Below are 25,350 nucleotides of genomic sequence, written 5' to 3'. Positions count from 1 at the left end.
TATTTCCGGCTACACCCACAGTGCCGGGCTTCCGTGCTTCAGAATTTCGGCCACCACGTCGCGATAGGTTGTGAACAGTTCGTCATTATCTATGTATGTGCCCCCGCCGAGCAGATAGTCTGAAAAGACTGTACCGAGAACTGCGGTGAACGAGATGAATTTGACTTCTTCAGATTTGTTCGGGTTTGCTCCGCACCGGGTCAGAAATTCGGAGAAATAAACGCAGCAGGTGTTGTAGAGATTTTCTCTTTGTTTTTGAAGCTCCGGGCTGTCATGGTTCAGTTCCCGCAGACCTACGAGGTAGATGTTGCGGTTTTCACGGGCGTCTGTGAGGAAGCTGTCCACTGATTTGTCTACAAGGTCGTGGTGGTCGGAAGAATCATTCATTGATTTCTGGACGATATTTATCACCCTCTGTGCGAAGCAGGCGAAAATTTCCTTGAGAAGGCCTGCCTTGCCCCCGAAATAGTACGAAAGCATTGCGCTGTTCACATCTGCTTCCCTTGCGATGTCCCTTATCCCCACTGAGTTGTATGAATGCTCGGCAAAAAGTTTTGCGCCTGCTTCGAATATTTTTTCTCGTTTTGTCATGCAGAATATTTTAATCAATTGATTAGTTGAAGTCAATAAACGGATTACAGATCCAGCCTCCCCGGCCGGAGCTATTGGAAAAGTCCCTTGCCTACTTCCGGTATAGATGTGTTTTCCGGTTGTTCCGAACCCATGTTTATTACTTCCACCCTGCGGTTGGACGCGCGGCCGATAGGCGTGTCGTTGGAAGCTATGGGCCTGTCTTCCCCCATACCCTCAACGGATATTCTGGAGGAATCGATCTTGAAGTGCCCGGTCAGGTATTGCTTCACAGCAGTGGCTCTTTCAAGGCTGAGCTTACGGTTGTATGCACTTTTACCTGCGGAATCGGTATGGCCGACAAGTTTCACCTTCATCGCTGATGCAGCCCCGGAAGTTAAGGCCTGTCCAAGAGCATTTACCACCGGGATTGCTTTCGGGCTTATTTTTGCGGAGTTCACGCTGAATTCTATTTTCAGATAAACCCTGCCGCTGTCACCGGTGAGCATATTCAGTATTTCATCGGCACTGCCTGCAAAACCGTCCTGTCCGGCTCTGGCCATGGTTGCGCAGACCAGCAGCATAACAAGTGTACAGAAGAATTTTTTCATATGAGCCTCCGCTGGAATCGTGATGATTTGACAAGATTAACCCCTTGAAGTGATTGCCGCAAGTTTTTCAATGTTTTTGAGCGGCTTCTGCGGTTGTTTCCCTGCTGCGGACTTCACTCGGCAGTACTTCAGCTGAGATGATGTCTGTTTGAACCGGGTCGTCATTGATTTTCAATGATATTTTTCAAGCGTTCCAGTCCCTGCCGGAGTTGTGTAATGTCCCGTGGACCGCTCAGGGACAATCTTATCATCGGGGGGACCGGACAGTCTCCCACAGCAAATTTTTCCGCCGCAAAAATATTGATTCCGGCTTCGCGGGCTCTTCTTTCAAGCATATTTCCACGCCACGGTTCAGGCAGCTTCAGCCATGCGAAAAAACCGTCCGGATTGCCGCAGAGTTCCATGTTCTCGGTCATGTCGCGGACTGCCGCAAACCGCTCCCGTGCGGCTGCGCGTTTGAGGAGCATTGTTTTCTGCGCTGTTCCGTCCTTGATCCAGTTGCAGATCAGTTCCGCATTAATCGGCGGTGTCACCCAGATGGAATTCAGAATCGCGTACGCAAGCTGCTTCTTCATTTCTCCTTTTGCCGACATGAAAGCCACACGCAACCCGACCGCCACTGTCTTGGAAACTCCGGCTATGTGTACGCTGGATTCGCGCAGGAAAGAGGATACAGGAGGAAGCACGTTTTCCTTTGTAAGGGCGTAGGCATCGTCTTCTATCAAGGTAAGGCCGTGTATTCCTGCCGTATGTGCTATCTCTATCCGGCGTTGCAGAGACATGCAGGCAGTGGTCGGATTCTGGACCCCCGGCATCAGGTAGATTCCGTTGATCTTTCCCCTGCGGCATGCGGTGTCCAGTGCTTCCGGTATCATTCCCTGTTCGTCCATCTGGACCGGTATCAATTTTATGCCGAGCATGGAGGCAAGCGTTTTCATGCCCGGATAGGTCAGGCTGTCCGCGGCAATTCTGTCCCCTGCCCGGAAAAGCGAGCCGAGGCAGCAGGAAAGAGCGTGCTGTGCACCGGAGCAGATCAGGACATCGTCCGGTTCCACTTCCATGCCGTATCGCCCTATCCACTCCGCCCCGGTCTCCCTGTGTTCGGGCAGACCCTGCGGGTCCGTGTAGCGCAGGAAGGTATTGAGATTGCGCCGCCGGGTAAGGCGTTGCATGGCTTCATTCAGGTCCGGATCAAGGTCGTAGAATGTATTGACCAGTCCCATCTCTATCATGCCTCTGGCGTGCGGCTCAAAAGAGACCATGGGGGTTGATGTGGTCGCGTCCGGGGCAATGAACGTTCCCCTGCCCACGGTGCTGCAGACAAGTCCCCGCTTCTCCGCTTCGGCATATCCCCTGGTTATGGTGCTCACATTCATTTTCAGATCATCAGCCAAATCACGATGTGTCGGCAGTCTGTCTCCGGGATTGAGCGTTCCGGCATACACATCGCGTTCAATTGCATCGGCCAGCAGCCTGAACTTAGGTCTTCCGGTCTTTTCCAGTTCTGGTGTCCATTTTGTCATGCACACAATAATTCCATTGACTGCATACAATGTCAAGAATATGGATACAATCTAGCAAGCGTATGCATACAATTATTCATGTTCCGGAGTTTGAAGTGTTAATTTCTATTTCGTCAGCAGGCGGAGTTTTTTTCGAGGAGAAAATACAATGCAGGAAAATTTTTGGGCATTCCTGATATTCGTGATAGTGATGACCGGAACTCCCGGACCGGGAAATCTTGCCTCTATGGCTTTGGGGCAGGCAGTCGGTTTCCGGCGTTCCATACCTTTCCTTTCCGGTATTGTGGTCGGCGGGACGGTGATGGATATACTTTCGGTTATAGGTCTGGCCGAGTTGTTCATGGCTTCTCCGCGGATTGCTGCGGTCCTCAAAATACTTGGACTGGTGTATATCCTGTACCTGGCCTGGAAGGTTCTGGGTATGAATGCTGAAACAGGGAGCAAGCGTAAGTCCTTCAGGTTTTACGAGGGGCTGATGCTGCACCCCCTGAACCCGAAACACTATGCCATGACCGTTTCGGCTTTTTCGCAATTTGTCGGTGTGCATGCTCCCAGCGTAACCGATATGATTATTTTCGTGGGTTGTTTTACATGCGGTGCCACCTTGTTTCACTCCCTGTGGTGTATTGCCGGGGAGTCCATACTCAAGGTGCTGCAAAGCCCGAAACTGCGTTACACGGTGAACACTTCCATGGTTGTGCTCATGCTCGGGGCAACAGTCTATGCCCTCTACAAATAGGGGCTGGCCGTATGTTTTCTTTCATCTACCCCCGTGCTATGAATTTGGCCGGATCGGATATTCATCAGAACAGTTGTGCAAATCGAGGATATAAAAAATGAGCAGAAAAATAGGTTGGATCGGCACCGGAGTTATGGGCGGATCAATGTGCATGCACCTGATCAAGGCCGGAAACGAAGCGTATGTCTACAACAGAACCAAGTCAAAAGCCGACCAGCTTATAGCTGCCGGAGCGCACTGGTGCGACTCCCCTGCTGATGTGGCCGCCAACGCGGATATTATTTTCAGCATTGTCGGCTATCCCGTGGATGTTGAAGAAACCATTCTCGGCGAAAACGGGGTGCTCAATAATGTCTGCCCCGGAAAAATAATAGTGGATATGACCACCTCTGAACCGGCCCTTGCCGAACGTATTGCCGAAGCGGCAGCCGCCAAGGGTGTCGGCGCTCTGGACGCCCCTGTTTCAGGGGGTGATCTCGGAGCCCGCAATGCCACTCTGGCAATCATGGTCGGCGGCAGGCAGGAAACTTTTGACGAGGTAAAGGATCTCTTTGACGTGATGGGATCAAATGTCCGGCTTATGGGGGCGGCCGGTGCCGGACAGCACACCAAGATGTGCAACCAGATTCTGATTGCCGGAACCATGATCGGCGTGGTCGAATCCCTTTTTTACGCCTACAAGGCGGGCATGGACCTTAACGAGGTCATTGATGTGATCGGCTCCGGCGCAGCCGGTTCGTGGTCCATCAACAATCTCGGTAGACGTATTGCCGATGGAGATTTCAATCCCGGATTTTTTATCAAGCATTTTGTCAAAGATATGGGTATCGCCCTCAGCGAGGCAAGACGCATGAATCTCGCACTGCCCGGTCTTGCACTGGTAAACCAGTTCTATGTAGCCGCCATGGCTATGGGCCACGAGGAACTCGGTACTCAGGCTTTGTACAAGGTTTTTGAAAAAATGAATGGATAACCTGTCGTTTAAGAAATCTCAGGCCGACTTCGGGGTTTTACCGGAGTCGGCCTTTTTTTATTCGTGAAAGAATTTGATGCATTTCGCGCTTAAGGCCGGCAGTCGTAATCAGCATAATTTGAGTTTCGCAAAATTTTTGTCCAGCTCGTGCCGAAAATGCTTCTGAAACATATCTTCGGTTGCAGTGCGGCGCTTGTCCTTGAACTGCACGCAGGAAATGGTGTTGTGCAGTTTTTCCGATCCGGGCTGTATCACCATGATTTTCCCTTCCGCTATCTGTCTGTTGATCTGGTGGCTGACGATGATTCCGAGTCCCATACCTTCCTCAACAGCCCTTATTAGCGCCCCCGAACTGTCTGCCGTGAAGACGAGGTTAAGCGAGTTCGGCTCCTGCCCGTAATTCAGTTTGAACCAGCTTCTGAACAGGGAGATATCGGTTTTATAGCCGATGAAATCCAGTGTGCAGAGCTGCTCGTATTTTGCGCCGGCCACCTTTGATTCGTAGTAGCCCCGTGAACAGGCCAGCACAAATTCTTCTCTTATGACCGGAGTGATGGAGTATGATGAAATCCCGCCCGGAGTGTCCATGATGAATGGCAGGATGTCGATGTATGCGAAATCAAGCTCCCCTGATGAAACCATGGAGAACAGCACGGTCGGGTCTGCCAGTTCCAGCTGCATGGAAACCTGCGGGTATTTCCTGCGAAACGATGCGAATATTCGCGGCAGATAGGCTCTGCCTAATTCCGGCGGACAGCCGATGCGCAGCAGTCCGGAAGGCTCTCCGTCATCAGACAGATGGCGCACTCCCCGTTCCAGCTCATCCATGAAACCGCTTACGACAGCGTACAGCCTGTGCCCGGCTGAAGTCGGCACCAGACGGCGGTTAACTCTGGTGAAAAGCCTGGTATCGAGTTCTTCCTCCAGCTTTTTAAGGTGCTGGCTTACTCCGGATTGAGTTATGTGCAGCTTTTTGGCCGCTCCGGTACTGCTCAGTTCATTGTAGATGTGAAAAAAGACCTTGAGTCTGTTCAGATCGGGCAGCATTTCAGCTCCTGTAAGAATTACTTACTGAAAAAAGTAGAACTATTAATTTTACTAACTAATGGTTTGGCGCTTATTTTTCAAGTCTCATCCCGATCGGTGGGAGAAACTCATATGACAAAGGGGCGCAAAGTTGAAAATCGGAATTATTGCCGCCATGGAAGAAGAGATTGCCATGCTTCTGGACAGACTGGAGGATTCCTCCCGGATATGTCTGGGCCATATTGTTTACCATTCCGGGCGAATCTGCGGAATTGATGTGGCCCTGTTGCTGTGCGGAATCGGAAAAGTAAACGCTGCTGTAGGAACTGCCCTGCTGCTTGATCGTTTCAAACCGGACTACCTGATCAATACCGGGGTCGCCGGTGGTTTTCCTGATGATGTCAACGTCGGAGATATCGTGCTTTCATCCGAGGTGCGCCATTATGATGCCGATGCCACCGCGTTTGACTACGAAATCGGCCAGATTCCGCGCATGCCTGCGGCCTATATGGCGGACAGCATGCTTCTGGGGCTGGCCGGCAGGGCATGGATGAACGATCCCGGTGTGACTGTTCATCAGGGACCGGTGCTTTCCGGGGATACCTTTGTGCACACACGGCAGCAGGTCGAGAGAATTGCCGAAAGTTTTCCCGGCGTGATGGCTGTGGAGATGGAAGGAGCGGCAGTTGCCCAGACCGGCTTCCTGTTCAATGTGCCTTTCATCCTCATCAGGTCCATATCAGACAAGGTTCGGGAGGTCGGGAGTGTCTCCGTCTACGAAAACTGCATGGAGAAGGCCGCGGTCAACTCGGTCCGCATGGTCCTGACTATTATCGAAGGTCTGCGAGATAGAATTTCAACCGAATGCGGAAATGAGCCTGTATCAGCGGTAATCAGCTGATTTTTCCTTTAAAAAATTAATCAAGGTGAAACGGAAATGAAAAAAATAGAGAGCTTCAGAATTGATCATACAAGGTTGAAACGCGGGATATATGTTTCCAGAAAAGACGCTGTGGGCAGTGAGTGTGTAACAACCTTTGACCTGCGCATGAAGGAACCGAACAATGAACCGGCTCTTTCACCCGAGTCGGCGCATACCATGGAACACATCGGGGCCACATTCCTGCGCAATCATGCGGAGTATGGCGATAAGGTCATCTACTTCGGACCCATGGGCTGCCTGACCGGTTTTTACCTGCTGCTTGCCGGGGATTACGAATCCGTGGATATCGTGGACCTTGTGCGGGGTCTGTTCAGATTCGCTGCTGATTTTGAGGGCGATATTCCCGGAGCATCAGCTGTCGAGTGCGGAAATTACACCTTTATGGACCCGGCCGGTGCCGTGATCGAGGCCAAAAAATACTGCGCAGAGGTTCTGGACGTGATCAGCCTTGAAAACCTTGTTTATCCGGAGTGATCAGTTAAGTGCGGCAAAGGCCAGCAGTGCGGAAATTTCAGTCAGCACCAGTGCGGCACCGAGAAAATCGCCGTTTGCACCCTTCATTTTTACGGCCAGCCTGTAAAGGAAGAACAGCGCAGCGCCGGAAATCAGAAAACCGAGAATCTGTGTAGAAGACGAAACGCCGAACATTCCGGCAATAACAACTGTGGCCAGCCCGCACAGGAGCGAAAAACAGTCGGTCCCTTTCATGGTCAGCACTCCCTGTCCCGGTCTGGCCAGGTGCAGGGCCAGTCGGCCGAAGGCGGCATTGCCCAGTCTGCCAAGAGTGAACACCCAGATTACCGCTCCATACGAACAGGCGGAATAAAGATAATAAAAACCCAGAATCTGACCGCTGACCGCCAGCACGGCAGCCAGCACCCCGAACACCCCGCAACGGCTGTCCTTGATGATCTTCCAGAATCTTTCAGGATCGGGATAAGGACCTGCTCCATCGGCTATATCCGCAATGCCGTCAAAGTGAAGTCCGCGGGTGAGGTATATCGATGCCGCAACGGTCAGCCAGGCCTGAAGCCAGAATTTACCGGCAAACAGACCCAGATAAAACGGCAGCGCAATAAGTGCTCCTAGTACCGCTCCGGTGAGGGGCATCCATTTGACTGTGCGTGCAAGGTCGGCGGCTTCTATTTCCATGACCGGGCCGATACGGGTCATGAAGCCCAGCGTGATGAGGAAATCTCTGATCGGCCCTTTTGTGTTTAATAGAGACATATAGGTATGGTTTTGGCGAGCCGGAAGGGAAATCTCCCCTTCCGCCCGCTGATGCTCAAAAAAGTACTGGTCAAAAAAGCGGTTAGAACGGCTGTTCCGCGCGCTTGGTGTTCAGGAAATTGTTCAGGCTTTTCTTTTCATTTTCAAGTCCGGAAGCTCCCAGCCGGGCCTTGGCGAGCAGCTTGCCCATTTCCACGGCAGGCTGGTCGATGGGGTTGATGTCCATGATCCATCCGGTGAAGATGGTTGCGGCCATGAGCAGTCCCATGAGTCTTCCTGCCGCTTCTTCATTCTCCGAACCGACTTTTATTTCCACCAGTGGAACATTGTTGGCACTGAGGGCCATCTTGGTGCCAAGCCCTTCGGCGTGAATCAGTTCACCGAACTTCTTGCCTTTGAGGTATGCGAAGTTGGCCGGAATGTCCGACGGGAATTCCTTTCCTTCGGGCAGATCCGGGCAGGTCAGAAACAGGCAGGCCTTGTTGCGCGGTCCGTCAAGGAACATCTGGTTCACCGAATGCTGATCCGTGGCTCCTGTTGCGGGAATTGGCTGGCTGCCTTTGCCTTCCTTGCCGAGGCTTTCCGCCCAGAGCTGGGCAAACCATTGTCCGAAACAGGCCCACTGCGGAACGTAGGAGAAAAAGATCAGTTCGTTGAATCCCTCGTCCATGAGCGAGGCTCCCCAGCAGGCCAGTCTGAAGGACGGGTGCCGCCGCAGGATGTCCGCATTGAGATCTCTTGAGGCCAGCGGTGAAAGAACGGCTGACGCTCCTTCAACCATGGCGCGGTAATCTATGCCCATAAACATGGCCGGGAGCAGTCCCACCGCGGAAAGAACCGAATAGCGGCCGCCGAGATTATCGGGCACCTCAAGGGTACGTATGTCCAGCTGGTCGGCCTGCTCGCGCAGGAAGCCCTTGTTCTTGTCGGTAATGAAAATCGTGTTGCGGTTCCAGGAATCGCCGAGGACTTCCTGCATCCTGCTGCGAACCAGAAAATACTGGCTGATGGTTTCGATGGTGCCGCCGGATTTGGAAACAACAGCAACCAGCGTTTTTTCTAGTGGGAGTTTTTCAAGATAGGCATCAAGGGTACCGGCGCAGACGTTGTCCGCTATCCAGAGCCAGGGGCCCTTGTGGCAGGGCTGATCCTGCTGCGGGAAGAATGCCTTCTGCAGGGCGCGGGCTCCGAGGGCTGATCCTCCGATGCCGAGCAGCAGCATGTGATCGAAACTTTTTACGTAATCCTCAAGTCCGGCAAGGTCATGCAGGAGTTCGGACATGAAAGGCATGGAGCAGAAAGGAAGTCTGCCCTCGGCCACTTCGCCGCTGAATCTGGCGGCGATACTGCCGGCGTTATCGGCCTTTGATTCCGAGTCAAGTTTTTCAAACCAACTGTCGGTCCAGTCCAGAATATTCGCAGCCATATCTGATCTCCAGTTATTATAGTGTGTTATCCCCTTCCGTGCTTTTGACGGAAGGGGATGGTTCTATTCGCTATCAAATATGACTATATTTACGTAATTTTTATTTGTTCATCAACACATTACCGATTTTTTCCAGTGACTTTCTAAGAACCTCATCGTCAACCGCGTAGGAAAAGCGGATGCAGCGGTCATCACCGAAAGCGGAACCGGGAACGAGAGCTACGCCTGCTTCCTCCAGTATTTTGGTGCACATGGATGCGGAATCAGGAGTTTCTTCGGTGTAGAAAGCGTCCAGTACCGGGAAGAGATAGAATGCTCCGTTTGGTTTGGGGCACACTGCTCCGGGCCAGGATGAAATGATGTCGTAGGCCAGGTCGCGACGTCTCTGGAAGGCTACCTTCATTTCGTCTACGAGGTCCCAGGGACCTTCGAACGCAGCCACTGCGGCCTTCTGGGTCATGGAGTTCACGTTTGAAGTGGACTGGCTCTGTATCTTGGTCATGGCCTTGACCAGATCGACGTGTGCCAGAGTGGTTCCCACGCGCCAGCCGGTCATGCTGAAGCTTTTCGAGAGCGCGCCGACAATGGCTACATCTTCGGGGTTCTTTTCCCAGAAGTTGCAGAGAGTGGAGTACTCGGCCGGTGCGTAGACCAGCCTGTCATACACTTCATCGGAAATGATGAAGATGCCCTTGGATTTGGCCCAGGCGGCGATTTCATCAAGGTGTGCCTGAGGATAATGTCCGCCGGTGGGGTTGGAGGGAGTGTTCAGCACAAGCACTCTGGTTCTGTCGGTGCATGCTGCCTCAAGTGTTTCAATATCGGCCAGAAAGCCGGATTCCGCAGTTGTGGGAACAATGACCGGCTTACCTTCCGCCAGCTCAACCATGGACGGATAGCTTACCCAGTAGGGAGCGGGGATGAGCACTTCATCGCCCGGATTGATCAGAGCCATGAACAGGTTGTAAAGCGAATGCTTTCCGCCGTTGCTGACGATGGTGTTTTCGGCCAGAGCCTTTGCGCCGTAAAATTTGCCGTAGTAGTCGGCTATGGCTTTGCGCAGTTCCGGGATTCCCGGAACCGGGGTGTAACGGGTGAATCCTTCATCAACAGCTTTTTTCATGGCTTCGCAGACGTGTTTAGGGGTCCCGAAGTCCGGCTCGCCTACTGCAAGGCTGACTATTTCCTTTCCCTGTGCGCGCAGTTCCTGCGCTTTGGCGTTGACAGCCAGCGTCGCGGACGGCTTGGCTCTCATAAGTCTTTCAGAAATTTTCATATCTCTTTCCTGCTGCTTGAGTTATATGTTTCTCCCTAGGCCACCTACGATATTATGCACACACCGAAACAAATTATTCCAACAGGTTATGAGTTGGAGAACAGGTCGACACCCAACTGCCGGGATGTTTTAAGGGGATGGTTCCGGTCCATGCTCTATTCGGGAACGTAATGGAAAACAGTCCGAACGTAAATAATGCATTGTAATGAAGCATGATTTACGGTTATGTTTTTTGCCTTTTGAGCCGGGGAGCCAAGACAATAACCATTGTTTTACAAAAGGGGTCGGCCCCTGCTACAACTTCAGGCAAGGAGAATAACGATGCTTTACAGATTTCTGATACTGGCGGTTCTGCTGGCCGGGCTTGCGGCCTGCGCTCCGGTGACCATGAACGGTGATCTTGTTTCCGGCGAGGGCGATGCACTCGGTTCCGCGCAGGTGGTCGCTTCGGATATCCGAGGTCTTCGAATGTATACGGTCAAGGCCCAGCTCCCGGATGAGACGGTTTTCAGCGGCGAAATGAAATACGGCGCAAAAAGCGTCACTCTTTTTGATGACAACGGGGTCAGCATGAATTGCAGGTTTGTGCTCAAGGATCCTGTTAAATCCTTTCACGGCGGCGGCACGGGCGAATGCGAGATTTCCGACGGCCAGAAGCTGAAGGTCAGATTCTAAGAGGTCGGTTGCGGCAATGATACGGCTCAACAGGCTGTCTTACAATTTCGGTCCCACCTGGGCACTCAAGGACATCACCCTGAACATCGGGAAAGGTGAGTTCATCTTTCTGACTGGCCATTCCGGGGCCGGAAAGACCACCCTCATGCGCCTTCTGTACGGAGCGCTGCCCCTCAAACGCGGACAGGGCACCGTTGCCGGTTTTGAACTGCACAACATGAAACGGGGTAATATCCCCATGCTGCGCCGGGAACTCGGCGTGGTCTTTCAGGATTTCAAGATACTGCCGAACCGCTCGGTGTACGAAAACGTCGCTCTGGCCCTGACTGTGCGCAGCATGCCCAAATCCACCATAGACAAAAGGGTCCGGGCCATAATCCGGGCTCTGGGGCTTGATAACAAGAGCTACACCAAATGCCATCAGCTTTCCGGCGGCGAGCAGCAGCGGGTCGCCATTGCCCGCGCAATGGTGGTCAATCCCAAACTCATCCTTGCCGACGAACCGACCGGAAACCTTGATTTCGAACTGTCCTTGCACCTCATGGAGGTGTTCAAGCAGTTTCATACCCACGGGACTACAGTGGTGATGGCCACCCACAGCCGGGAAATACTGCGCACTGTCCCGGATGCGCGGATTGTCCATCTTGAAAACGGGCAGATCTGCGAACCTCCGGCCCACATCCTTGAGGAGTGCTGCCCGTGCTAGCTGTTTTTTTCCGACTGGTCGGACGCGGTATACGCGACCTCGGCCTGCATCCATGGGCCAACATTTTCACTCTGGTTGCGGTAACCATGGTTTCCCTGCTGGCCGGAATGTTCATGCTGGCCCTGCACAACGTCAATCAGGAACTGCTCAAATCAAGGGGGCAGGTGGAAATACAGATTTTCTGGAAGCCGGGCTCTCCGCTTGCGGATATTGAAAAACAATGGGCCGATCTGGAAACAATTGAGGGACTCAGGGATATACGTACGTTTACTCCGGAAAACGCCCTTAAACAATTGTCCGGGGCTCTCAGTGATTCCGGGGATTTCTCCTGGCTGGGGGCCGACAGCAATCCCCTGCCGCCGACCGCGCTGCTTTCCTTTTCAGTTGAGCCGAGCTTAAAAAATGAACGCTGGGCCGCAAATCTGCTGCGGAAACTAAAAGGACTTCCCTTTGTGGACAAGGTTCATTACAATCCGCTCCAGATCGACCTTGCGCGTGGCTGGATAAATCTGGCCCAATCGGTTGTCTGGCCCGTTATCGGTTTTCTGGGATTCGTGGTGGCTCTGGTGGTCGGAAATACCATGCGGCTGTCACTGATGACCCGGCTGGACGAGATTGAAATCCTGTACCTTGTGGGTGCAAAGCAGTGGTTCATAAGACTGCCCCTCCTGACCGGAGGAGCCTTGCTGGGCCTGCTGGGAAGCTCCATCGCCCTGGGTATGCTTTACGGGGCCCAACAGATTTTTTCCGACATACTCAACTTCCCGCCCCTGTTCCTGAAAATCGGTTTTTTACCCCCCGAACAGTGCGCAATCCTGCTTGGCACGGTAACCTTCATCGGTATGCTGAGCAGCTTTGTGGCTGTCAGGAACTGATAGGCCAGGGGCCTGAACTCCGAAAAATTTTGATTTAAAAGGCTACTTTTGATGCAGCCACTTTAAACTATTAGGGATTCCAAAGGGGATTATCCCCTTTGGCTGCCAGCGGCGAAATCAGATTGTCAAAAGCGCGAAGCGCATCAAAACTTCTTTGCTGACAAAAAATGCCGATAAAGCCGCCGGAAATATTTATAAAGAGGAATCAATATGAGAAGTAAAAAAATGACTGGAGGGCTGGAAAAAGCCCCGCATCGTTCCCTGCTGTATGCTCTTGGTATGTCCAAGGACGAGGTAAGCCGTCCTCTGATCGGTATCTGCAACGCTGCCAACGAAGTTATTCCCGGCCATGTGCATCTGAATACCATTACCCGTGCGGTAAAGGACGGTGTTCGTCTTGCCGGCGGTGTTCCCATGGAATTCCCGGCTATCGGCGTCTGTGACGGTCTGGCAATGAACCATGCCGGTATGCGTTATTCGCTGCCCAGCCGCGAAATTATCGCAGACTCCATCGAGATCATGGCTACAGCCCATCCTTTTGACGCGCTGGTGCTCATCCCGAACTGTGACAAGATCGTACCGGGTATGCTCATGGCTGCTCTGCGCCTGAATATCCCCACCATCGTTATCAGCGGCGGGCCCATGCTGGCCGGACGCAAGGAAGGAAACAAGGTCGACCTGATCACCGTTTTCGAAGGCGTAGGACAGGTTAAGGCCGGAAATATGACCGAAGACGAACTTTCCGTACTGGAACAGAGCGCCTGCCCCACCTGCGGGTCCTGTTCCGGCATGTTCACGGCCAACTCCATGAACTGCCTTTCCGAAACAATCGGTCTGGCCCTGCCCGGCAACGGAACCATCCCCGCTGTCATGGCCGAGCGCGTGCGCCTTGCCAAGGAAGCCGGTGCGCAGATCATGACTCTGCTGGAAAAGGATATCAGACCGCGTGATATCGTCACCGAAAAGAGCCTGAAGAACGCCGTGACCATGGATATGGCGCTGGGTTGCTCCACCAACACGGTTCTGCACCTGCCCGCCATTTTCAGCGAAGCCGGACTCAAGCTCGACCTGACCATATTCGATGAAATCAGCCGCAGCACTCCGAACCTGTGCAAGCTTTCTCCGGCCGGTCCCAACCACATTGAAGACCTGAACAGCGCCGGCGGAATACCGGGAGTCATGGCCGAACTTGCAAAGAGCGGACGCATCAACCTTGACGTTATGACCGTTACCGGAAAGACCGTTGGTGAAAACCTCAAGGCTCTTAATGCCGGGGTCAAGAACTACGAAATCGTACGTCCGATTGATGATCCGTACAGCAAGGAAGGCGGTATCGCTGTCCTGTTCGGAAACATTGCCAAGGACGGATGTGTCGTCAAGCAGTCCGCCGTGGCTCCGGAAATGATGAAACGCACCTGCAATGCCAAGGTTTTCAACTCCGAAGAAGAAGCAGTTGAAGCCATTCTCGGCAACAAGATCGTCAAAGGCGATGCAGTGGTCATTCTTTACGAAGGACCCAAGGGCGGACCGGGCATGCGCGAAATGCTGACCCCCACCTCGGCCATTGCCGGCATGGGACTCGGCGCTGACGTTGCGCTCATTACCGACGGACGTTTCAGCGGCGGAACCCGCGGCGCAGCCATCGGGCACGTTTCTCCGGAAGCCGCTTCCGGCGGAGCCATCGGTCTTGTGCAGACCGGCGATACCATAGAGATCGACATCCCCGGACGTTCCATCAATCTTCTGGTGGACGAGGCCGAACTGGAAAAACGCAAGGCAGCGTTCAAGCCGATTCAAAAGGAACTGCCTTCCGCATTCCTCAAACGTTACAGCGAAAATGTTACCTCGGCCTCCACTGGTGCCGTGTATAAAAAATAGACCCTGCGTCTGATTTCTGCGTATTTATTCGCTTGATTGAAAAACCGGCATTCGGAAATTTCCGAATGCCGGTTTTTGGGTTCCGGTCCATGCCGGGAAATGGTGTATTTTTGAAAACCGTAAGTTTGAACACTAGGTTTGCGGAGCTAAGGCCCCCGGCAGGCCTTGTAGCCGTTAGGCGACAGTTTTACAGATTATGAGAGCAGAGGTGCCGTCGGAGACAAATGCTTTCCGGGCACTAGCGGATGAACAGTCCCGGTTTCAGGTCCTGATGGCTGCTGCGCAGGACGCATTCCGTTCCGGAATGCACGGTATCCCTTGCCTCCCCGTTCGTGGATTCGAAGGCATAGGATCCCTGACCGAGCTTCGGACGGCTCAGTCCGGGAACGATAATTTCCGCGTCCAGCGTATTTTCCCACTTGGCTTTTACTGAAATCAGCCACTTGTCTTCACCCAGATTTTCCAGCACCCGGCCTACAACCTGCCGCCGCTCTGTTTTTTCAGGCGGCTGGGCGATTGTTGAAGGTCCGCTTGTTTTGAAGAATGCGGTACTCAACGGTCTGGTCGCGGTGTTTATCAGTTCCGGCATGGCCTGCTTCGGCATGGGGAGCCCTTTTCCGGCCGCGTCAATGGCAGTGCGGTAAACGTCCGTGACCTGCGCAAGGTATGAGGAGCTTTTGGTCCTTCCTTCTATTTTCAGCGAGGCAATGCCCATTCCGGCAAGCAGGCGGATGTAGTGGATGAGGCACAGGTCTTCGGAGGCGAAAAATTCGGTATAGCCGTCGTGATCGACGGTTTCCCACACATCCCTTCCGGGTCTGGTCTTTTCCTCCACTCTCATGCCGGTGGCCTTGTACTCGAAGCGGCAAGGATGGGTGCAGCGGCCCATGTTGGCGGAGCGGTCATTCAGCCAGGAACTGAGGAAGCAGCGTCCGGAAATGGCCATGCACATGGCTCCGTGCACGAACATTTCAAGTTCCATATCCGGGCAGCTGGCGGCTATTGCGGCAACGTCTTCGACAGAGAGTTCTCTTGCCAGATTAACCCGTACTGCGCCGAATTTACGCCAGAATTCGGCAGCCTGACTGTTCCCGGTATTGGCCTGGGTGCTAATGTGCACCGGAATTTCCGGGAGTATTTCGGAGGCCAGCATGAGTACGCCGGGATCGGCGATTATCAGGCCGTCCGGGGGACACTGGGCCAGCTTTTCCATGTCTGCACGGACGGCGGCGAGGTCTTTATCTTTGGGGTAGGCGTTGATGCAGAAGTAGACCTGCGCACTTGCGGCATGGGCAATTTCAAAGGCTCGCGGGAGTTCGTCCCAGTCGAAGCCCGCTCCTGCCGAGCGCAGGTTGAGGTTTCCTGCTCCGAGGTAGACGGCGTCCGCACCGTAGGCGACCGCGGTCTCCAGTTTTTCCATATTTCCGGCCGGGCAGAGCAGTTCCGGCATTTTGAGCGGAGCTCTCGGCCCGGCGGTATTTTTTCTGAATTCTGAATAGTTCAAGATCATAATGAGGTTTGGGGCATGGTTATACTTTGAGGCCCTTGGATTGCCTGAATGCCTTAAGGCCGTCAAGCACGCTGTGGTGGACGAAGAGGTTTCCGGCACCTTTGCCCAGATGGATGTCCGGTTTTACGTAGCCGTGAAAGTCCGATCCTCCGCTGGGCTGCAGGTCGTATTTTTTGGCCATTTTCTTGATGAATCCGGTCATTTCAACCGTGTGGGAGCTGTAATATACCTCGATGCCCTCAAGGCCAAGTTCTTTGAGCCTGTGAATTTCCTTTTCCAGCTTTTCCTCATTGTTGTTCAGGAGGAACGGATGGGCAAGAATCGGAGTTGCCCCGGTTGAATGGAGCAACTCGAATGCCTGTTCGGCAGAGATGTTGTCCTTGGGCATGTAGGCCCGGCCTTTTTTGCCAAGATAGTCGACAAAAGCCTCATCAAAGCTGCTGACGTATCCCTTATCAACCATGATGCGGGCCATGTGCGGCCGACCTATGGTTCCGGCTCCCTGGGCCAGAAGTTCTTCCATGGATATTTCAAAGCCGAGGTCCCTGAGTTTGGCGACCATACCTTCGTTGCGGCTTTTGCGGCGGTCGCGGATTTTGTCAAAGGCTTTTTTCAGGGTGTATGAATAGGAATCAACCCAGAGGCCCACAATGTGCAGTGCACCGGTTTCGCTCTGGACGCTCAGTTCGCAGCCGGGTATGACTTCCACCCCGGCTTTTACTCCTGCTTCAAGGGCTTCGGGCAGCCCGTCAATGGTATCGTGGTCAGTTACGGCAATGGCTGAAAGTCCTGCGTCTCTGGCGGCGCGGACAAGCTCGGCCGGGGTCATGGTCCCGTCCGATGCTGTGGAATGGGTATGCAGATCTATGGCAGACATTCAACTCTCCAAGGTGAAACGGCTCTTTATATATAATCATCATTTTGCGCAGTGGGAAATGCGGGCTTGAGGATTTTTTTTTCTATAGTTATAGGATACTGACAAGACAATGTGCAAGGAGTACCTTAACGATGGCTCTTAATAAAGAATTGATTGATATCCTGGTCTGTCCCGAGTGCAGAGGGAAGCTTGAACTTCTGGAAGGCGAAACCGGGCTGAAATGTGATGCCTGCAAAGTCGTGTATCCTATAAAGGACGATATTCCCATTATGCTCGTGGACGAAGCTGTTCCGGCAGATAAGTGGGATAAAAATTAAATTTCTGTTTTAACCAATGCGGAAAGCAACCGGGACCGGTTGTCCGCGACACACAAGGAGTTTCCATGTCCCAAGCCAAAGACGGCGACAAAATCCGCGTTCACTACGCCGGTTATCTTGAAGACGGCACCGAGTTCGATTCCTCCTACAAAAGAGGAGAGCCTCTTGAAATTGTTCTCGGCCAGGGAATGCTGATCAAAGGTTTCGAAGACGCCGTCAAGGGCCTTTCGACAGGAGAAAAGGTAAAGACCTCCATCTGCCCTGAAGACGGCTATGGTCCTTATCACGATGAGCATACTTTTGAAGTCGACCGCAACCAGATTCCGCCGGAAATTAATCCCCAGGTGGGCATGATGTTGCAGGTCAATACCGAGCAGGGAGTCACCAATGTTACCGTTAAATCGGTGAACGATGAGAAGGTTGTGCTTGACGGCAACCATCCTCTGGCAGGCCAGACAATGATTTTCGAGATCGAACTGGTTGAGATCGTAGGCTGATCACTGCTTACAACGCCTGTAAAAAACGGCCTTTTCCTGTTTATGGGAAGAGGCCGTTTTTTGTTCATTCATAAAAAGGTCAGCCGATACATCTGATCGGTAATCGGGATTTTATTTCTTGGCAGTGTCAGCCTTGGGCGGGAAGACCAGCAGCGTAACTCTGCGGTTTCGTTTCTGGTTTTCCGGGATCGGATTCCCTTTTTCGTCCTCGTTGGGATACATGGGCTGGGTGTCTGCCATGCCCATGACCTTAATCCGCTGCTTGCTGAATCCGTGATCCAGCAGGTAGCGGGCCACCGCGCTTGCCCTGGCCGAGGAAAGTTCCCAGTTGGACGGGAACTGCTTGGAATTGATGGGGATGTTATCCGAATGACCTTCCACCACAATATCATAAGGGGATTTGGCCAGCGTGGAGACTATCTGGTCCAGAACCTTTATCGCTCCGGGGGTCAGATCCGCGTGCCCGCTCCGGAAAAAGAAGTTGCCCTTGAGAATGATGGCCACGGAATCCGGCCTCATCTTTATATTCAGGGCATCGGTTTCCCTTCCCACCAGCCGGGACATTTCAAGTTGCATTTCAAAGATGTTGCGCTGATCCTGGCTGATGGACATGCGGGCCACGGACGAGCCGTCACGGGACCGGGGGGATTCAACTCCCATGGCTTCGGCCAGAGATTCGGAAACGTTCTTGTATTTGTTCTGGTCCACATCGGCAATCGCCAGCAGCAGAACAAAAAAGCAGAGCAGCAGGGTCATCATATCGGCAAGGGTCAGAGCCCAGCCTCCCTCGCCCCCTTCCTGAGATGGTTTCTTTAACTGGAAATCGTCGGACATGGCGGCCCCCGGTTACTTTTTGGCCTTGACTGTTGCCCACTTGCGCGGCGGCAGGTAGCCCTTGAGCTTGTCCATGACAATGGCCGAAGGAGTCTTTTCCTTGATGAAAAGTATGCCGTCACGGATAACCCGCATGAGCAGGGTGATCTCGTCTATGCGTTTTTCGACCTTGATGGCTATGGGCATGAAAAGCATGTTGGCAAAGAGCGCGCCGTAAAGGGTCGTTGTAAGCGCCGTGGCCATGGCAGGGCCGATGGCGCCTATATCTTCGCCCATGCCCTGCATCATTGCTATGAGGCCGATCAGAGTCCCGATGATGCCGAAGGCCGGAGAAAGGGTGGACATGGTCCGGTAGATTCCGGCCGCGCTGTATTCCTGCTCGTGATACTGCTGGATGCGGTTGTCCAGAATCTCTTTGATTTCTTCCTTGGAATAGCCGTCCACCAGCATCTGCAGACCTTCGCGCAGAAAATCGTTTTCTATCTTTTTCAGGCTTCCTTCGAGGTGCTCTTCGCCCTTGGCCGCGACCTGTTTGGAAAGGCCGACAATTACGTTGATGTAGTTTTCAAGTGGAAGCTCGTCCGCACCCATGGCCATCATGAAAACCTTGAGCACACGCATGACTTCGCGCAGGGGGTAGCAGATGAATGTAGAGGCGATGGTTCCGCCGCCGACAATTGCAATACCCGGCAGGTTGATGAAAACCTCCACGGAATCCGTGGAGGTGTAGGTGGCCACCACAAGGATGGCTATACCGCAAAAAATACCGATTATGGTCGCTATATTCATTTAATATCCCCCCCCTTGATCTCCCTCACCATATCAAAAAGCTCGTTCACAGCATCTTCAGCATCCGCTTCATCAACATGCTCGCTCACTTCGTCCTGTACTACCTGTGCTATTTTCTTGGCCAGATTGGAAAGCATCTTCTTTCTGGCCTCTTCTCCGGCTATGCTCATCAGCAATCCAAGCTTGTGGTAGCCCAGCCGGGTAAAGACTTCCTTGAGAGTGGCATTATCCACAAAGACGATATCGTCTATGTCTTCAAGTTCCGAAATATCCTTTTTCTTTTTCTTTACCTTGCTGAAATAATCAGGTTCCTTCTCCGAAGCCCATTCACCGACCTTCTTGCGGTCGAACATGAACATGGTTTCCGGAAAATCCTCCATCCCGATTTTTTTGTAGATGATTTTAGGATCACTCTCCAGCATTTCGGCAATCTCGTAGATGTCTACAATCTGAAGCTCGGAAGTTGTGGAAAAGGACGTCTGCTGGAGTTCCTTGAAAAGATTGGTGGATATTTCAATGAAATTTGCTGGATCGGCGATCTGTATGAAGCGGTCCGGGAAGGCTTTTCCGGTGCGCAGGTCGATCACGTCAATCATCTTGAGGCCCTTGAGCTTGTTTATGACCGAATCGATATCAGCCTGTGTTACCAGAATGATGTCCCTGATTTTTTTGCACAGCTTGCTGTAGTCAAGCCCAAGGTCGTGGTTGCGTTCTTTGCGGGCCTGCTCCCGGTCCATGCTCATATGGGTGCGGTAGGCCATATCGAGGATGTGGCAGATACTGGTGAAGTTGTTGCGGTGCCCTTTGGGCGAGATCATTTCCCCGGTGCGGGCCAGCCGTTTGACCAGAAGTCTGGTCATGTACTGAATTGTTCGCGGGCACTGGTCCAGAAGTTTGAGTATGATCTGATCGGTCAGGATTACCAGATCGCAGTATTCGGCAGCTTCGGCGTTGGCAGAACGGCTGCCTTTGGAGATGATGCCCATTTCGCCGAATATTTCGCCCTCTCCGAGTCTGGCAAGGACGATCTTTTCGTTGTTGAGGATTTTGAATATGTTGACCGCGCCTTTCTTGATCATATAGGCAACGGAACTCTCCTGCCCTTCCTTGAATATTTCCTGTCCCTTGTAAAAGGACTTGATGTTGGGACTGCTGGAACCCATATAAATCTCCTGACGCGCACTCCCGCATGAAAGGCCGGATGTTTGAGCCTTAAATTCAGCCTGGCAACCTGTTACTATTTAGCGAATCAACTACGTCAACTGGCACATACCATATGATTTCACTTAACAATATATCGCAGATCAATATAAAGAACAATAGACCATGCAACAATGAAGGCGGGTGAATAAATTTATAATACGGTTCAGAGCAGTTCCGTTCTGCCGGAATGTCGGCAAGGCGGAATAATTTACCTTCGCGAGCGTATTGCAAATTGAATGCCGTCTATCGGAGCAATTCTGTTTTCATTTTCATCATGTTATTCCGCTTACGATATCCGGCGATTCCTGCTAAGGTCGTTACGGCAGCAGGGACGGCCCTGAATTTTCCACGGATCACACAACCACTGAAATTCGGTACGCAATATGGAATGGAATCTGTTAATAGGTCATCTCTCCGTTGTGGGCGGCTTTATTCTGGCTGCCGTTCTGGTCATGTCCATCCTTAGAAAACAGCGCACGTCCTCGGCGGCATTTGCGTGGCTTATGGCTATTGTTTTCGCTCCGTACATAGGAGTCCCGCTCTACCTTATTTTCGGCGGGCGCAAGCTTAAAAGGGATGCCCACACCAAGGAAGACATCCATCTGGAAGTGCAGGAAACGGTTCCGGCAGCACAGGCCGATCCCATAGACACCCTGCTGCGAGAATACGGAATACCGGGTGCCACCGGCGGAAACAAAGTCAGGCTCTGCCCTACCGGTATCGACATCTACAATGAGCTTGTTGAACTTATCGAGAGTGCCGAGCACCAGATACTGATAACCACCTTTATCCTTTCAAAGGACGAAGTGGGCAGGGACATCGTCGAACGGCTGGCGCGCAAGGCTGCCTCCGGAGTTACTGTGCGGCTGCTGCTGGACGATATCGGGTCCATGTTCACCACACGAAGGTTCCTGAAAAAACTGCTCGATAACGGCGGAAAGGTCGCCTATTTCATGCCGCTCTTCCGGGCGCCGTTTCACGGAAAAACCAACCTGCGCAACCACCGCAAGATAGCCATTGCCGACCAGAAGGTCGTGCTGGCCGGCGGAACCAACATAGCCAATGAATACATAGGGCCGAAACCGTGCAAGGACCGTTGGGTGGATCTGTCTTTTGTCCTGCGCGGCCCTGCGGTGCGTCACTATATAGAAGTTTTCCAGTCCGACTGGCTTTTTGCCTACGGGGAAAAGGTCAATATCATTCCGCCGTGCCTCAAGGGAGGAGCTGTCAGCGGCGAGGGGGTCATGCAGGTTGTGCCTTCCGGCCCTGACGTACCTCGTGACCCGGTGCATGACGCCATGCTTACCGCAGCTTTCACAGCGGAGAAACGTCTCTGGATTGTCACTCCCTACTACGTGCCGGATGAAGCGCTGGCCCAGGCCCTGCGTCTTGCCGCCCTGCGCGGAGTGGATGTGCGGGTTGTGGTTCCGGGCAAGTCCAACCACCTGCTTGCCGATCTGGCCCGCGGAACACATCTCCGTGAACTTGAGGAGTGCGGCGGCGTCATTCTGAAATTTCCGCACATGGTACATGCCAAGGTAGTTGTTGTGGACAACCGTCTTGCGGTTGTCGGTTCGGCAAATATGGACATGCGCAGCCTGTTCCTGAACTACGAGATCGTCATGTTCTCCTATTCCGATCCTGACGTTGAAGCCGTAAAACAATGGGTTAAGGGGCTGATAAACGAAAGCAGGGAAGGAACACAGCACGTAGGATTCGTGCGTGATACCGTGGAAGGAGTAGCCCGCCTTGTGGCTCCGCTGCTTTAGCCCGATAAGGTAATTCTCCAGTTTCCAAAAAAATCGACACCTTTATCTTAATTAGTTAAAACAATTAAGGATTCCAAAGGGTATTATCCCCTTTGGCTGCCAACGGCGAAATCAGTCAATCATAAGCGCGAAGCGCATCAAAAAAGAACCTTGACCGCTTGTCCCGGAGAGTTATTTTTTACAGATGAGCAGAATTTTTCTTGTCCTGATATTCACCGTTACGGCGGTTCTGGGGTCTGCGGCGACCTGTCTGGCCTGGGGGCCGGGAGTGCACATGGCCATAGGAAACGCGGTCCTGTCCCACACCGGGCTGTTTTCCGCAGAGACCGCCAGAATGCTCCTGTCGAACTCGGCAATATTTTTATACGGCTGTCTCAGTGCAGACATATTCATAGGCAAGGGCAGCAAGGCCAAACGCAAGCACAGCCATAACTGGAAAACAGGATTCGCGTTGCTGGAAGAGGCCGATACGGAGTTTCTCAAAGCCTACTCCCTTGGATACCTTTCCCATCTGGCAGCCGATATCATAGCCCACAACTACTATGTTCCGAACCTGATGTGCGAGGCCCCTCCGGGCGGCAGGGTGAGCCATGTGTATATTGAAATGCTGGCCGATGACCAGGCCAACTGGTCGGCGCAGCAGACAACAAGGCTGTTCAGAAAGGCCCATGATGAAGCGGACCTGTCGCTGCGCAAGCACATGGATGCACGGAAGCTGAGTTTTTTTCTGAAAAAAAGCGTGTTTCATCAGACAATAGGGTTGCTTGAGTACAAAACGGTCACGCGATCGCTGCATTTTTCCAAACGGGTCATACCGGCATACCGCCATGATTATCTGCGTTCGGTGCTGGACTATTCCTACAGACTGGTGGTTGATCTGCTGCAGGACCCTGAAAAGGCTGTGGCTCTGGAGTTTGATCCTATCGGAAGTGACAACCTTGCCCTTGCCTCCAAGGAAAACAGCTGGCGACGGGCATTAAAGCGTTCCGGAGATTCCGCCACCAGCTTTGAGGTCAGCGGGCGCATCACGGCGCTGCCTTTTCCTCCGGGGACGGACGCACTTATGAAGCCTGCCTCTGGAAACTATTCCCCCCCCTTGCCCTCCCGCGGATGATTTTTCTGTGTGCACAGACATGCCGTGCCGGGCGCTTTCAAGAATAAAATTCATATTTTTAATTTTAGAACTATCTAAAATTCCCGGTTTTTAAAAAAAGTGTGAATAGTTTTCGGTGGTGGCTTAGGTTTTTCAGTTGCTGAAAATTTTTATGCAGTGCTTATGTTGTCCTTCTGTAGTTTAGTAAAAAGTGATGCAGTATGTGTCTGTACTGCAGTAAAAGTGCATCAATTATACATGATAAATGTTGTTTTAATGTTTTGTACAACAGTAATAGATAATTTCAATAGCGATTTACTTTCAGTTCAAAGCGAGCGTAAAGTTTTAACAAAATTGGCACTTTTTTCAGGGTGTAAAAAATATATCCTTTAATTTAAGTTATATATACATTCAACTTTTATATCAAATATGTAAATGCATGTACTCACCGGACAGGCTTGCGAAAAATTTCACCAAAGCATTGATTCTTAAATCAACGGCGCGGAAAAATAATAAAAAGAGATAGGCAGAGTGCTTTTTATTACATAACATATTGATTTAAAAGATTATTATTTAAAACATTCGCGCTGAATTTTATTTGCTATTCAATCGTTGCGTATGCATGTGTTGCTGTTGACTTACATTGCACCGGGACATACTTGGGAGCCGTGAGCAACACAAATCAACCAAAATTTTTTGGAGGAATATAACATGTACGCAATCGGAACCATCAAGGCCTGGGCCGCTACCCGTTCTGCCAACAATAACACCGAAGTCAACCACAGCCTGCACGCAGTGCTGACCATTGCAACTCTCGGCCTCTGGCTCCCGGTCTGGACCGTGGCTGCCATTCGCGAAAACAACCGTACCAAGATGAGGTCCACCCTCGTGGATCTGCGTCACATCGAACGGCTTGAAATTTCGCCTGAATATCGCCGTCAGCTTGCCCGCATGTCCTAACAGACTGTTGAAAAACGGCGATCTGCGTCGTTGCTTCAAAAAGTTCAAATCCTCGCGTACAGGAAGTACGCGTCGGTCTTGAACTTTTTTTGCGCCTAGCATCTCACCATTTTTGAACAGTCTGCGCAGTTGTTCTTTACAACGGGCTGTTAACCGGCAACAGCAGCAGTGAATTTCGCCCACGGCACCAGCTTTAAGGTGCCGTGGGCTTTTTCTTTTCGGGATGGGCAGAACTGTTTACTTTTCATTATATCCCGGATAGCCTTGATCATCCATACGGGCTGCTGCCCGCATCCACATCTTCTGTTCCCGCGCCAAAACAGATTCTTCTGCAACCCGACAGGCCCATCAGCGGTCCTGTCTTCTTAAACCTTTCTATGCGAGGGATAACTAATGTTTCATTATGACATCGCCCACTGGTCCACTTTTATTCTGGCCTCATTTCTGCTGAACATTGCCCCCGGCCCTGATATGGCTTTTATTCTCAGCCATACCGTAAGCGGAGGGCGCAAGTCCGGGTTTGCCGCCATGTTCGGCATCTGGACCGGAGCTTTCGGGCACGTTCTGCTGGCCGCCCTTGGGCTTTCGGCAATTGTTTCAGCTTCGGCTACAGCTTTTTCCGTGGTCAAGTGGATCGGGGTTGCCTACCTCTTCTGGCTTGGCGTACAGGCCCTGCGCTCCAAAGGCGGAGCCCTGAACATCCGCGATAACGAGTCTCCGAAAAGTGCGACTGCGATTTTCAGACAGGGGGTGCTGATAGACCTGCTGAACCCCAAGGTTGCAACTTTTTTTCTGGCTTTTCTGCCCCAGTTTGTTGTTGAGGGTGCCGGGCCGGTATGGGCCCAGCTTCTGCTGCACGGGACTCTGATTATCGTTGTTGCCGCAGTCATAGAACCGCCGCTTATTATTGCCGGAGATCGGGTTACCGGAAGACTGCGCGAAAGCGAGCGTATGCAGCTTTGGCTGGACCGCATGCTCGGATGCGTCTTCTTCGCATTCGGGATAAAGCTGGCCATGTACGAGAAATAGGAAAGCTGCATCCTCCTTTGC

At 52.3% G+C, this 25,350-nt stretch carries 26 protein-coding genes; 14 read left to right on the top strand and 12 right to left on the bottom strand.

What is annotated here, in order from left to right; translation table 11 throughout:
• Positions 1-9: 9 nt before the first annotated feature.
• From ACKU4E_RS13595 to ACKU4E_RS13585, 3 genes are all read right to left on the bottom strand, one after another.
• Entirely contained in the window at positions 10-591 is a 582-nt protein-coding gene (locus ACKU4E_RS13595; RefSeq protein ID WP_320171621.1) for a TetR family transcriptional regulator, read from the bottom strand.
• A 71-nt stretch (positions 592-662) separates the two neighbouring features.
• The gene (locus ACKU4E_RS13590; protein ID WP_320171620.1) at positions 663-1,181 is read right to left on the bottom strand and encodes an OmpA family protein; all 519 of its coding nucleotides are present in this window, start codon (positions 1,179-1,181) and stop codon (positions 663-665) included.
• Between the two features lie 161 nt (positions 1,182-1,342).
• Positions 1,343-2,704: a PLP-dependent aminotransferase family protein gene (locus ACKU4E_RS13585; protein WP_320171619.1), complete on the bottom strand. Its 1,362-nt coding sequence runs from the start codon at positions 2,702-2,704 to the stop codon at positions 1,343-1,345.
• A 148-nt stretch (positions 2,705-2,852) separates the two neighbouring features.
• Here ACKU4E_RS13585 and ACKU4E_RS13580 point away from each other — a divergent pair, with 148 nt between their 5' ends.
• Positions 2,853-3,443: a LysE family translocator gene (locus ACKU4E_RS13580; RefSeq protein WP_320171618.1), complete on the top strand. Its 591-nt coding sequence runs from the start codon at positions 2,853-2,855 to the stop codon at positions 3,441-3,443.
• Positions 3,444-3,540: 97 nt separating this feature from the next.
• A complete protein-coding gene (locus ACKU4E_RS13575; protein ID WP_320171617.1) occupies positions 3,541-4,416 on the top strand; it encodes an NAD(P)-dependent oxidoreductase in 876 nt (291 codons plus the stop codon).
• A 108-nt stretch (positions 4,417-4,524) separates the two neighbouring features.
• Here ACKU4E_RS13575 and ACKU4E_RS13570 read toward each other — a convergent pair whose 3' ends face one another.
• Complete coding sequence (locus ACKU4E_RS13570) at positions 4,525-5,463, bottom strand: LysR family transcriptional regulator (RefSeq protein WP_320171616.1); 939 nt, start codon at positions 5,461-5,463, stop codon at positions 4,525-4,527.
• Positions 5,464-5,593: 130 nt separating this feature from the next.
• On the opposite strand from ACKU4E_RS13570, the gene mtnN reads away from it, so the two are divergent.
• Together mtnN and ACKU4E_RS13560 are read left to right on the top strand one after the other, a co-directional pair.
• Complete coding sequence (gene mtnN, locus ACKU4E_RS13565) at positions 5,594-6,343, top strand: 5'-methylthioadenosine/S-adenosylhomocysteine nucleosidase (protein WP_320171615.1); 750 nt, start codon at positions 5,594-5,596, stop codon at positions 6,341-6,343.
• Positions 6,344-6,379: 36 nt separating this feature from the next.
• Positions 6,380-6,859 carry an S-ribosylhomocysteine lyase gene (locus ACKU4E_RS13560; RefSeq protein ID WP_320171614.1) on the top strand — a complete coding sequence of 160 codons (480 nt, stop codon included), beginning with the start codon at positions 6,380-6,382 and terminating at the stop codon, positions 6,857-6,859.
• Here ACKU4E_RS13560 and ACKU4E_RS13555 read toward each other — a convergent pair whose 3' ends face one another.
• The 3 genes from ACKU4E_RS13555 to ACKU4E_RS13545 all read right to left on the bottom strand — a co-directional run bounded on the left by ACKU4E_RS13555 (position 6,860) and on the right by ACKU4E_RS13545 (position 10,317).
• Positions 6,860-7,615, bottom strand: coding sequence for an adenosylcobinamide-GDP ribazoletransferase (locus ACKU4E_RS13555; protein ID WP_320171613.1), 756 nt, complete (start codon positions 7,613-7,615; stop codon positions 6,860-6,862).
• A gap of 82 nt (positions 7,616-7,697) precedes the next feature.
• Positions 7,698-9,041: a glucose-6-phosphate isomerase gene (locus ACKU4E_RS13550; protein WP_320171612.1), complete on the bottom strand. Its 1,344-nt coding sequence runs from the start codon at positions 9,039-9,041 to the stop codon at positions 7,698-7,700.
• A gap of 100 nt (positions 9,042-9,141) precedes the next feature.
• Complete coding sequence (locus ACKU4E_RS13545) at positions 9,142-10,317, bottom strand: pyridoxal phosphate-dependent aminotransferase (RefSeq protein ID WP_320171611.1); 1,176 nt, start codon at positions 10,315-10,317, stop codon at positions 9,142-9,144.
• Between the two features lie 321 nt (positions 10,318-10,638).
• Here ACKU4E_RS13545 and ACKU4E_RS13540 point away from each other — a divergent pair, with 321 nt between their 5' ends.
• From ACKU4E_RS13540 to ilvD, 4 genes are all read left to right on the top strand, one after another.
• Entirely contained in the window at positions 10,639-10,992 is a 354-nt protein-coding gene (locus tag ACKU4E_RS13540; protein WP_320171610.1) for a hypothetical protein, read from the top strand.
• 16 nt (positions 10,993-11,008) lie between these two features.
• A complete protein-coding gene (gene ftsE, locus ACKU4E_RS13535; protein WP_320171609.1) occupies positions 11,009-11,698 on the top strand; it encodes a cell division ATP-binding protein FtsE in 690 nt (229 codons plus the stop codon).
• Positions 11,692-12,573 carry a permease-like cell division protein FtsX gene (locus ACKU4E_RS13530; protein ID WP_320171608.1) on the top strand — a complete coding sequence of 294 codons (882 nt, stop codon included), beginning with the start codon at positions 11,692-11,694 and terminating at the stop codon, positions 12,571-12,573. The genes ftsE and ACKU4E_RS13530 overlap by 7 nt, the downstream gene beginning before the upstream one ends.
• Before the next feature lie 210 nt (positions 12,574-12,783).
• On the top strand, positions 12,784-14,451 hold the full coding sequence (gene ilvD, locus ACKU4E_RS13525; protein ID WP_320171607.1) for a dihydroxy-acid dehydratase: 1,668 nt from the start codon (positions 12,784-12,786) through the stop codon (positions 14,449-14,451).
• Positions 14,452-14,689: 238 nt separating this feature from the next.
• Here the strand turns inward: ilvD and ACKU4E_RS13520 are convergent, their stop codons facing one another.
• Together ACKU4E_RS13520 and ACKU4E_RS13515 are read right to left on the bottom strand one after the other, a co-directional pair.
• Complete coding sequence (locus ACKU4E_RS13520; protein ID WP_320171606.1) at positions 14,690-15,955, bottom strand: peptidase U32 family protein; 1,266 nt, start codon at positions 15,953-15,955, stop codon at positions 14,690-14,692.
• Between the two features lie 25 nt (positions 15,956-15,980).
• A complete protein-coding gene (locus tag ACKU4E_RS13515) occupies positions 15,981-16,838 on the bottom strand; it encodes a PHP domain-containing protein (RefSeq protein WP_320171605.1) in 858 nt (285 codons plus the stop codon).
• A gap of 131 nt (positions 16,839-16,969) precedes the next feature.
• Here ACKU4E_RS13515 and ACKU4E_RS13510 point away from each other — a divergent pair, with 131 nt between their 5' ends.
• The gene (locus ACKU4E_RS13510) at positions 16,970-17,155 is read left to right on the top strand and encodes a zinc finger domain-containing protein (protein ID WP_320171604.1); all 186 of its coding nucleotides are present in this window, start codon (positions 16,970-16,972) and stop codon (positions 17,153-17,155) included.
• 65 nt (positions 17,156-17,220) lie between these two features.
• Positions 17,221-17,652: a peptidylprolyl isomerase gene (locus tag ACKU4E_RS13505; protein ID WP_320171603.1), complete on the top strand. Its 432-nt coding sequence runs from the start codon at positions 17,221-17,223 to the stop codon at positions 17,650-17,652.
• A gap of 111 nt (positions 17,653-17,763) precedes the next feature.
• Here the strand turns inward: ACKU4E_RS13505 and ACKU4E_RS13500 are convergent, their stop codons facing one another.
• The 3 genes from ACKU4E_RS13500 to ACKU4E_RS13490 are packed head-to-tail and all read right to left on the bottom strand — an operon-like array spanning position 17,764 to position 20,438.
• Positions 17,764-18,486, bottom strand: coding sequence for an OmpA family protein (locus ACKU4E_RS13500; RefSeq protein WP_320171602.1), 723 nt, complete (start codon positions 18,484-18,486; stop codon positions 17,764-17,766).
• A 12-nt stretch (positions 18,487-18,498) separates the two neighbouring features.
• Positions 18,499-19,275 (bottom strand): MotA/TolQ/ExbB proton channel family protein, encoded by a 777-nt coding sequence (locus ACKU4E_RS13495; protein ID WP_320171601.1) that lies wholly within the window; start codon positions 19,273-19,275, stop codon positions 18,499-18,501.
• On the bottom strand, positions 19,272-20,438 hold the full coding sequence (locus ACKU4E_RS13490) for a cyclic nucleotide-binding domain-containing protein (RefSeq protein ID WP_320171600.1): 1,167 nt from the start codon (positions 20,436-20,438) through the stop codon (positions 19,272-19,274). The genes ACKU4E_RS13495 and ACKU4E_RS13490 overlap by 4 nt, the downstream gene beginning before the upstream one ends.
• Before the next feature lie 423 nt (positions 20,439-20,861).
• On the opposite strand from ACKU4E_RS13490, the gene ACKU4E_RS13485 reads away from it, so the two are divergent.
• The 4 genes from ACKU4E_RS13485 (at position 20,862) to ACKU4E_RS13470 (ending at position 25,329) form a co-directional block, all read left to right on the top strand.
• Positions 20,862-22,247: a phospholipase D-like domain-containing protein gene (locus ACKU4E_RS13485; protein WP_320171599.1), complete on the top strand. Its 1,386-nt coding sequence runs from the start codon at positions 20,862-20,864 to the stop codon at positions 22,245-22,247.
• 184 nt (positions 22,248-22,431) lie between these two features.
• Complete coding sequence (locus ACKU4E_RS13480; protein ID WP_320171598.1) at positions 22,432-23,361, top strand: zinc dependent phospholipase C family protein; 930 nt, start codon at positions 22,432-22,434, stop codon at positions 23,359-23,361.
• A gap of 690 nt (positions 23,362-24,051) precedes the next feature.
• Entirely contained in the window at positions 24,052-24,300 is a 249-nt protein-coding gene (locus ACKU4E_RS13475) for a hypothetical protein (protein WP_320171597.1), read from the top strand.
• A 393-nt stretch (positions 24,301-24,693) separates the two neighbouring features.
• Complete coding sequence (locus ACKU4E_RS13470) at positions 24,694-25,329, top strand: LysE family translocator (RefSeq protein WP_320171596.1); 636 nt, start codon at positions 24,694-24,696, stop codon at positions 25,327-25,329.
• The last annotated feature ends 21 nt before the right edge of the window (positions 25,330-25,350 follow it).

The organism is Maridesulfovibrio sp., from assembly GCF_963677005.1.
Classification (GTDB): domain Bacteria; phylum Desulfobacterota; class Desulfovibrionia; order Desulfovibrionales; family Desulfovibrionaceae; genus Maridesulfovibrio.
Note: the sequence above shows the minus strand (reverse complement) of the source record. Positions and strands in the feature narration are given on the sequence as shown.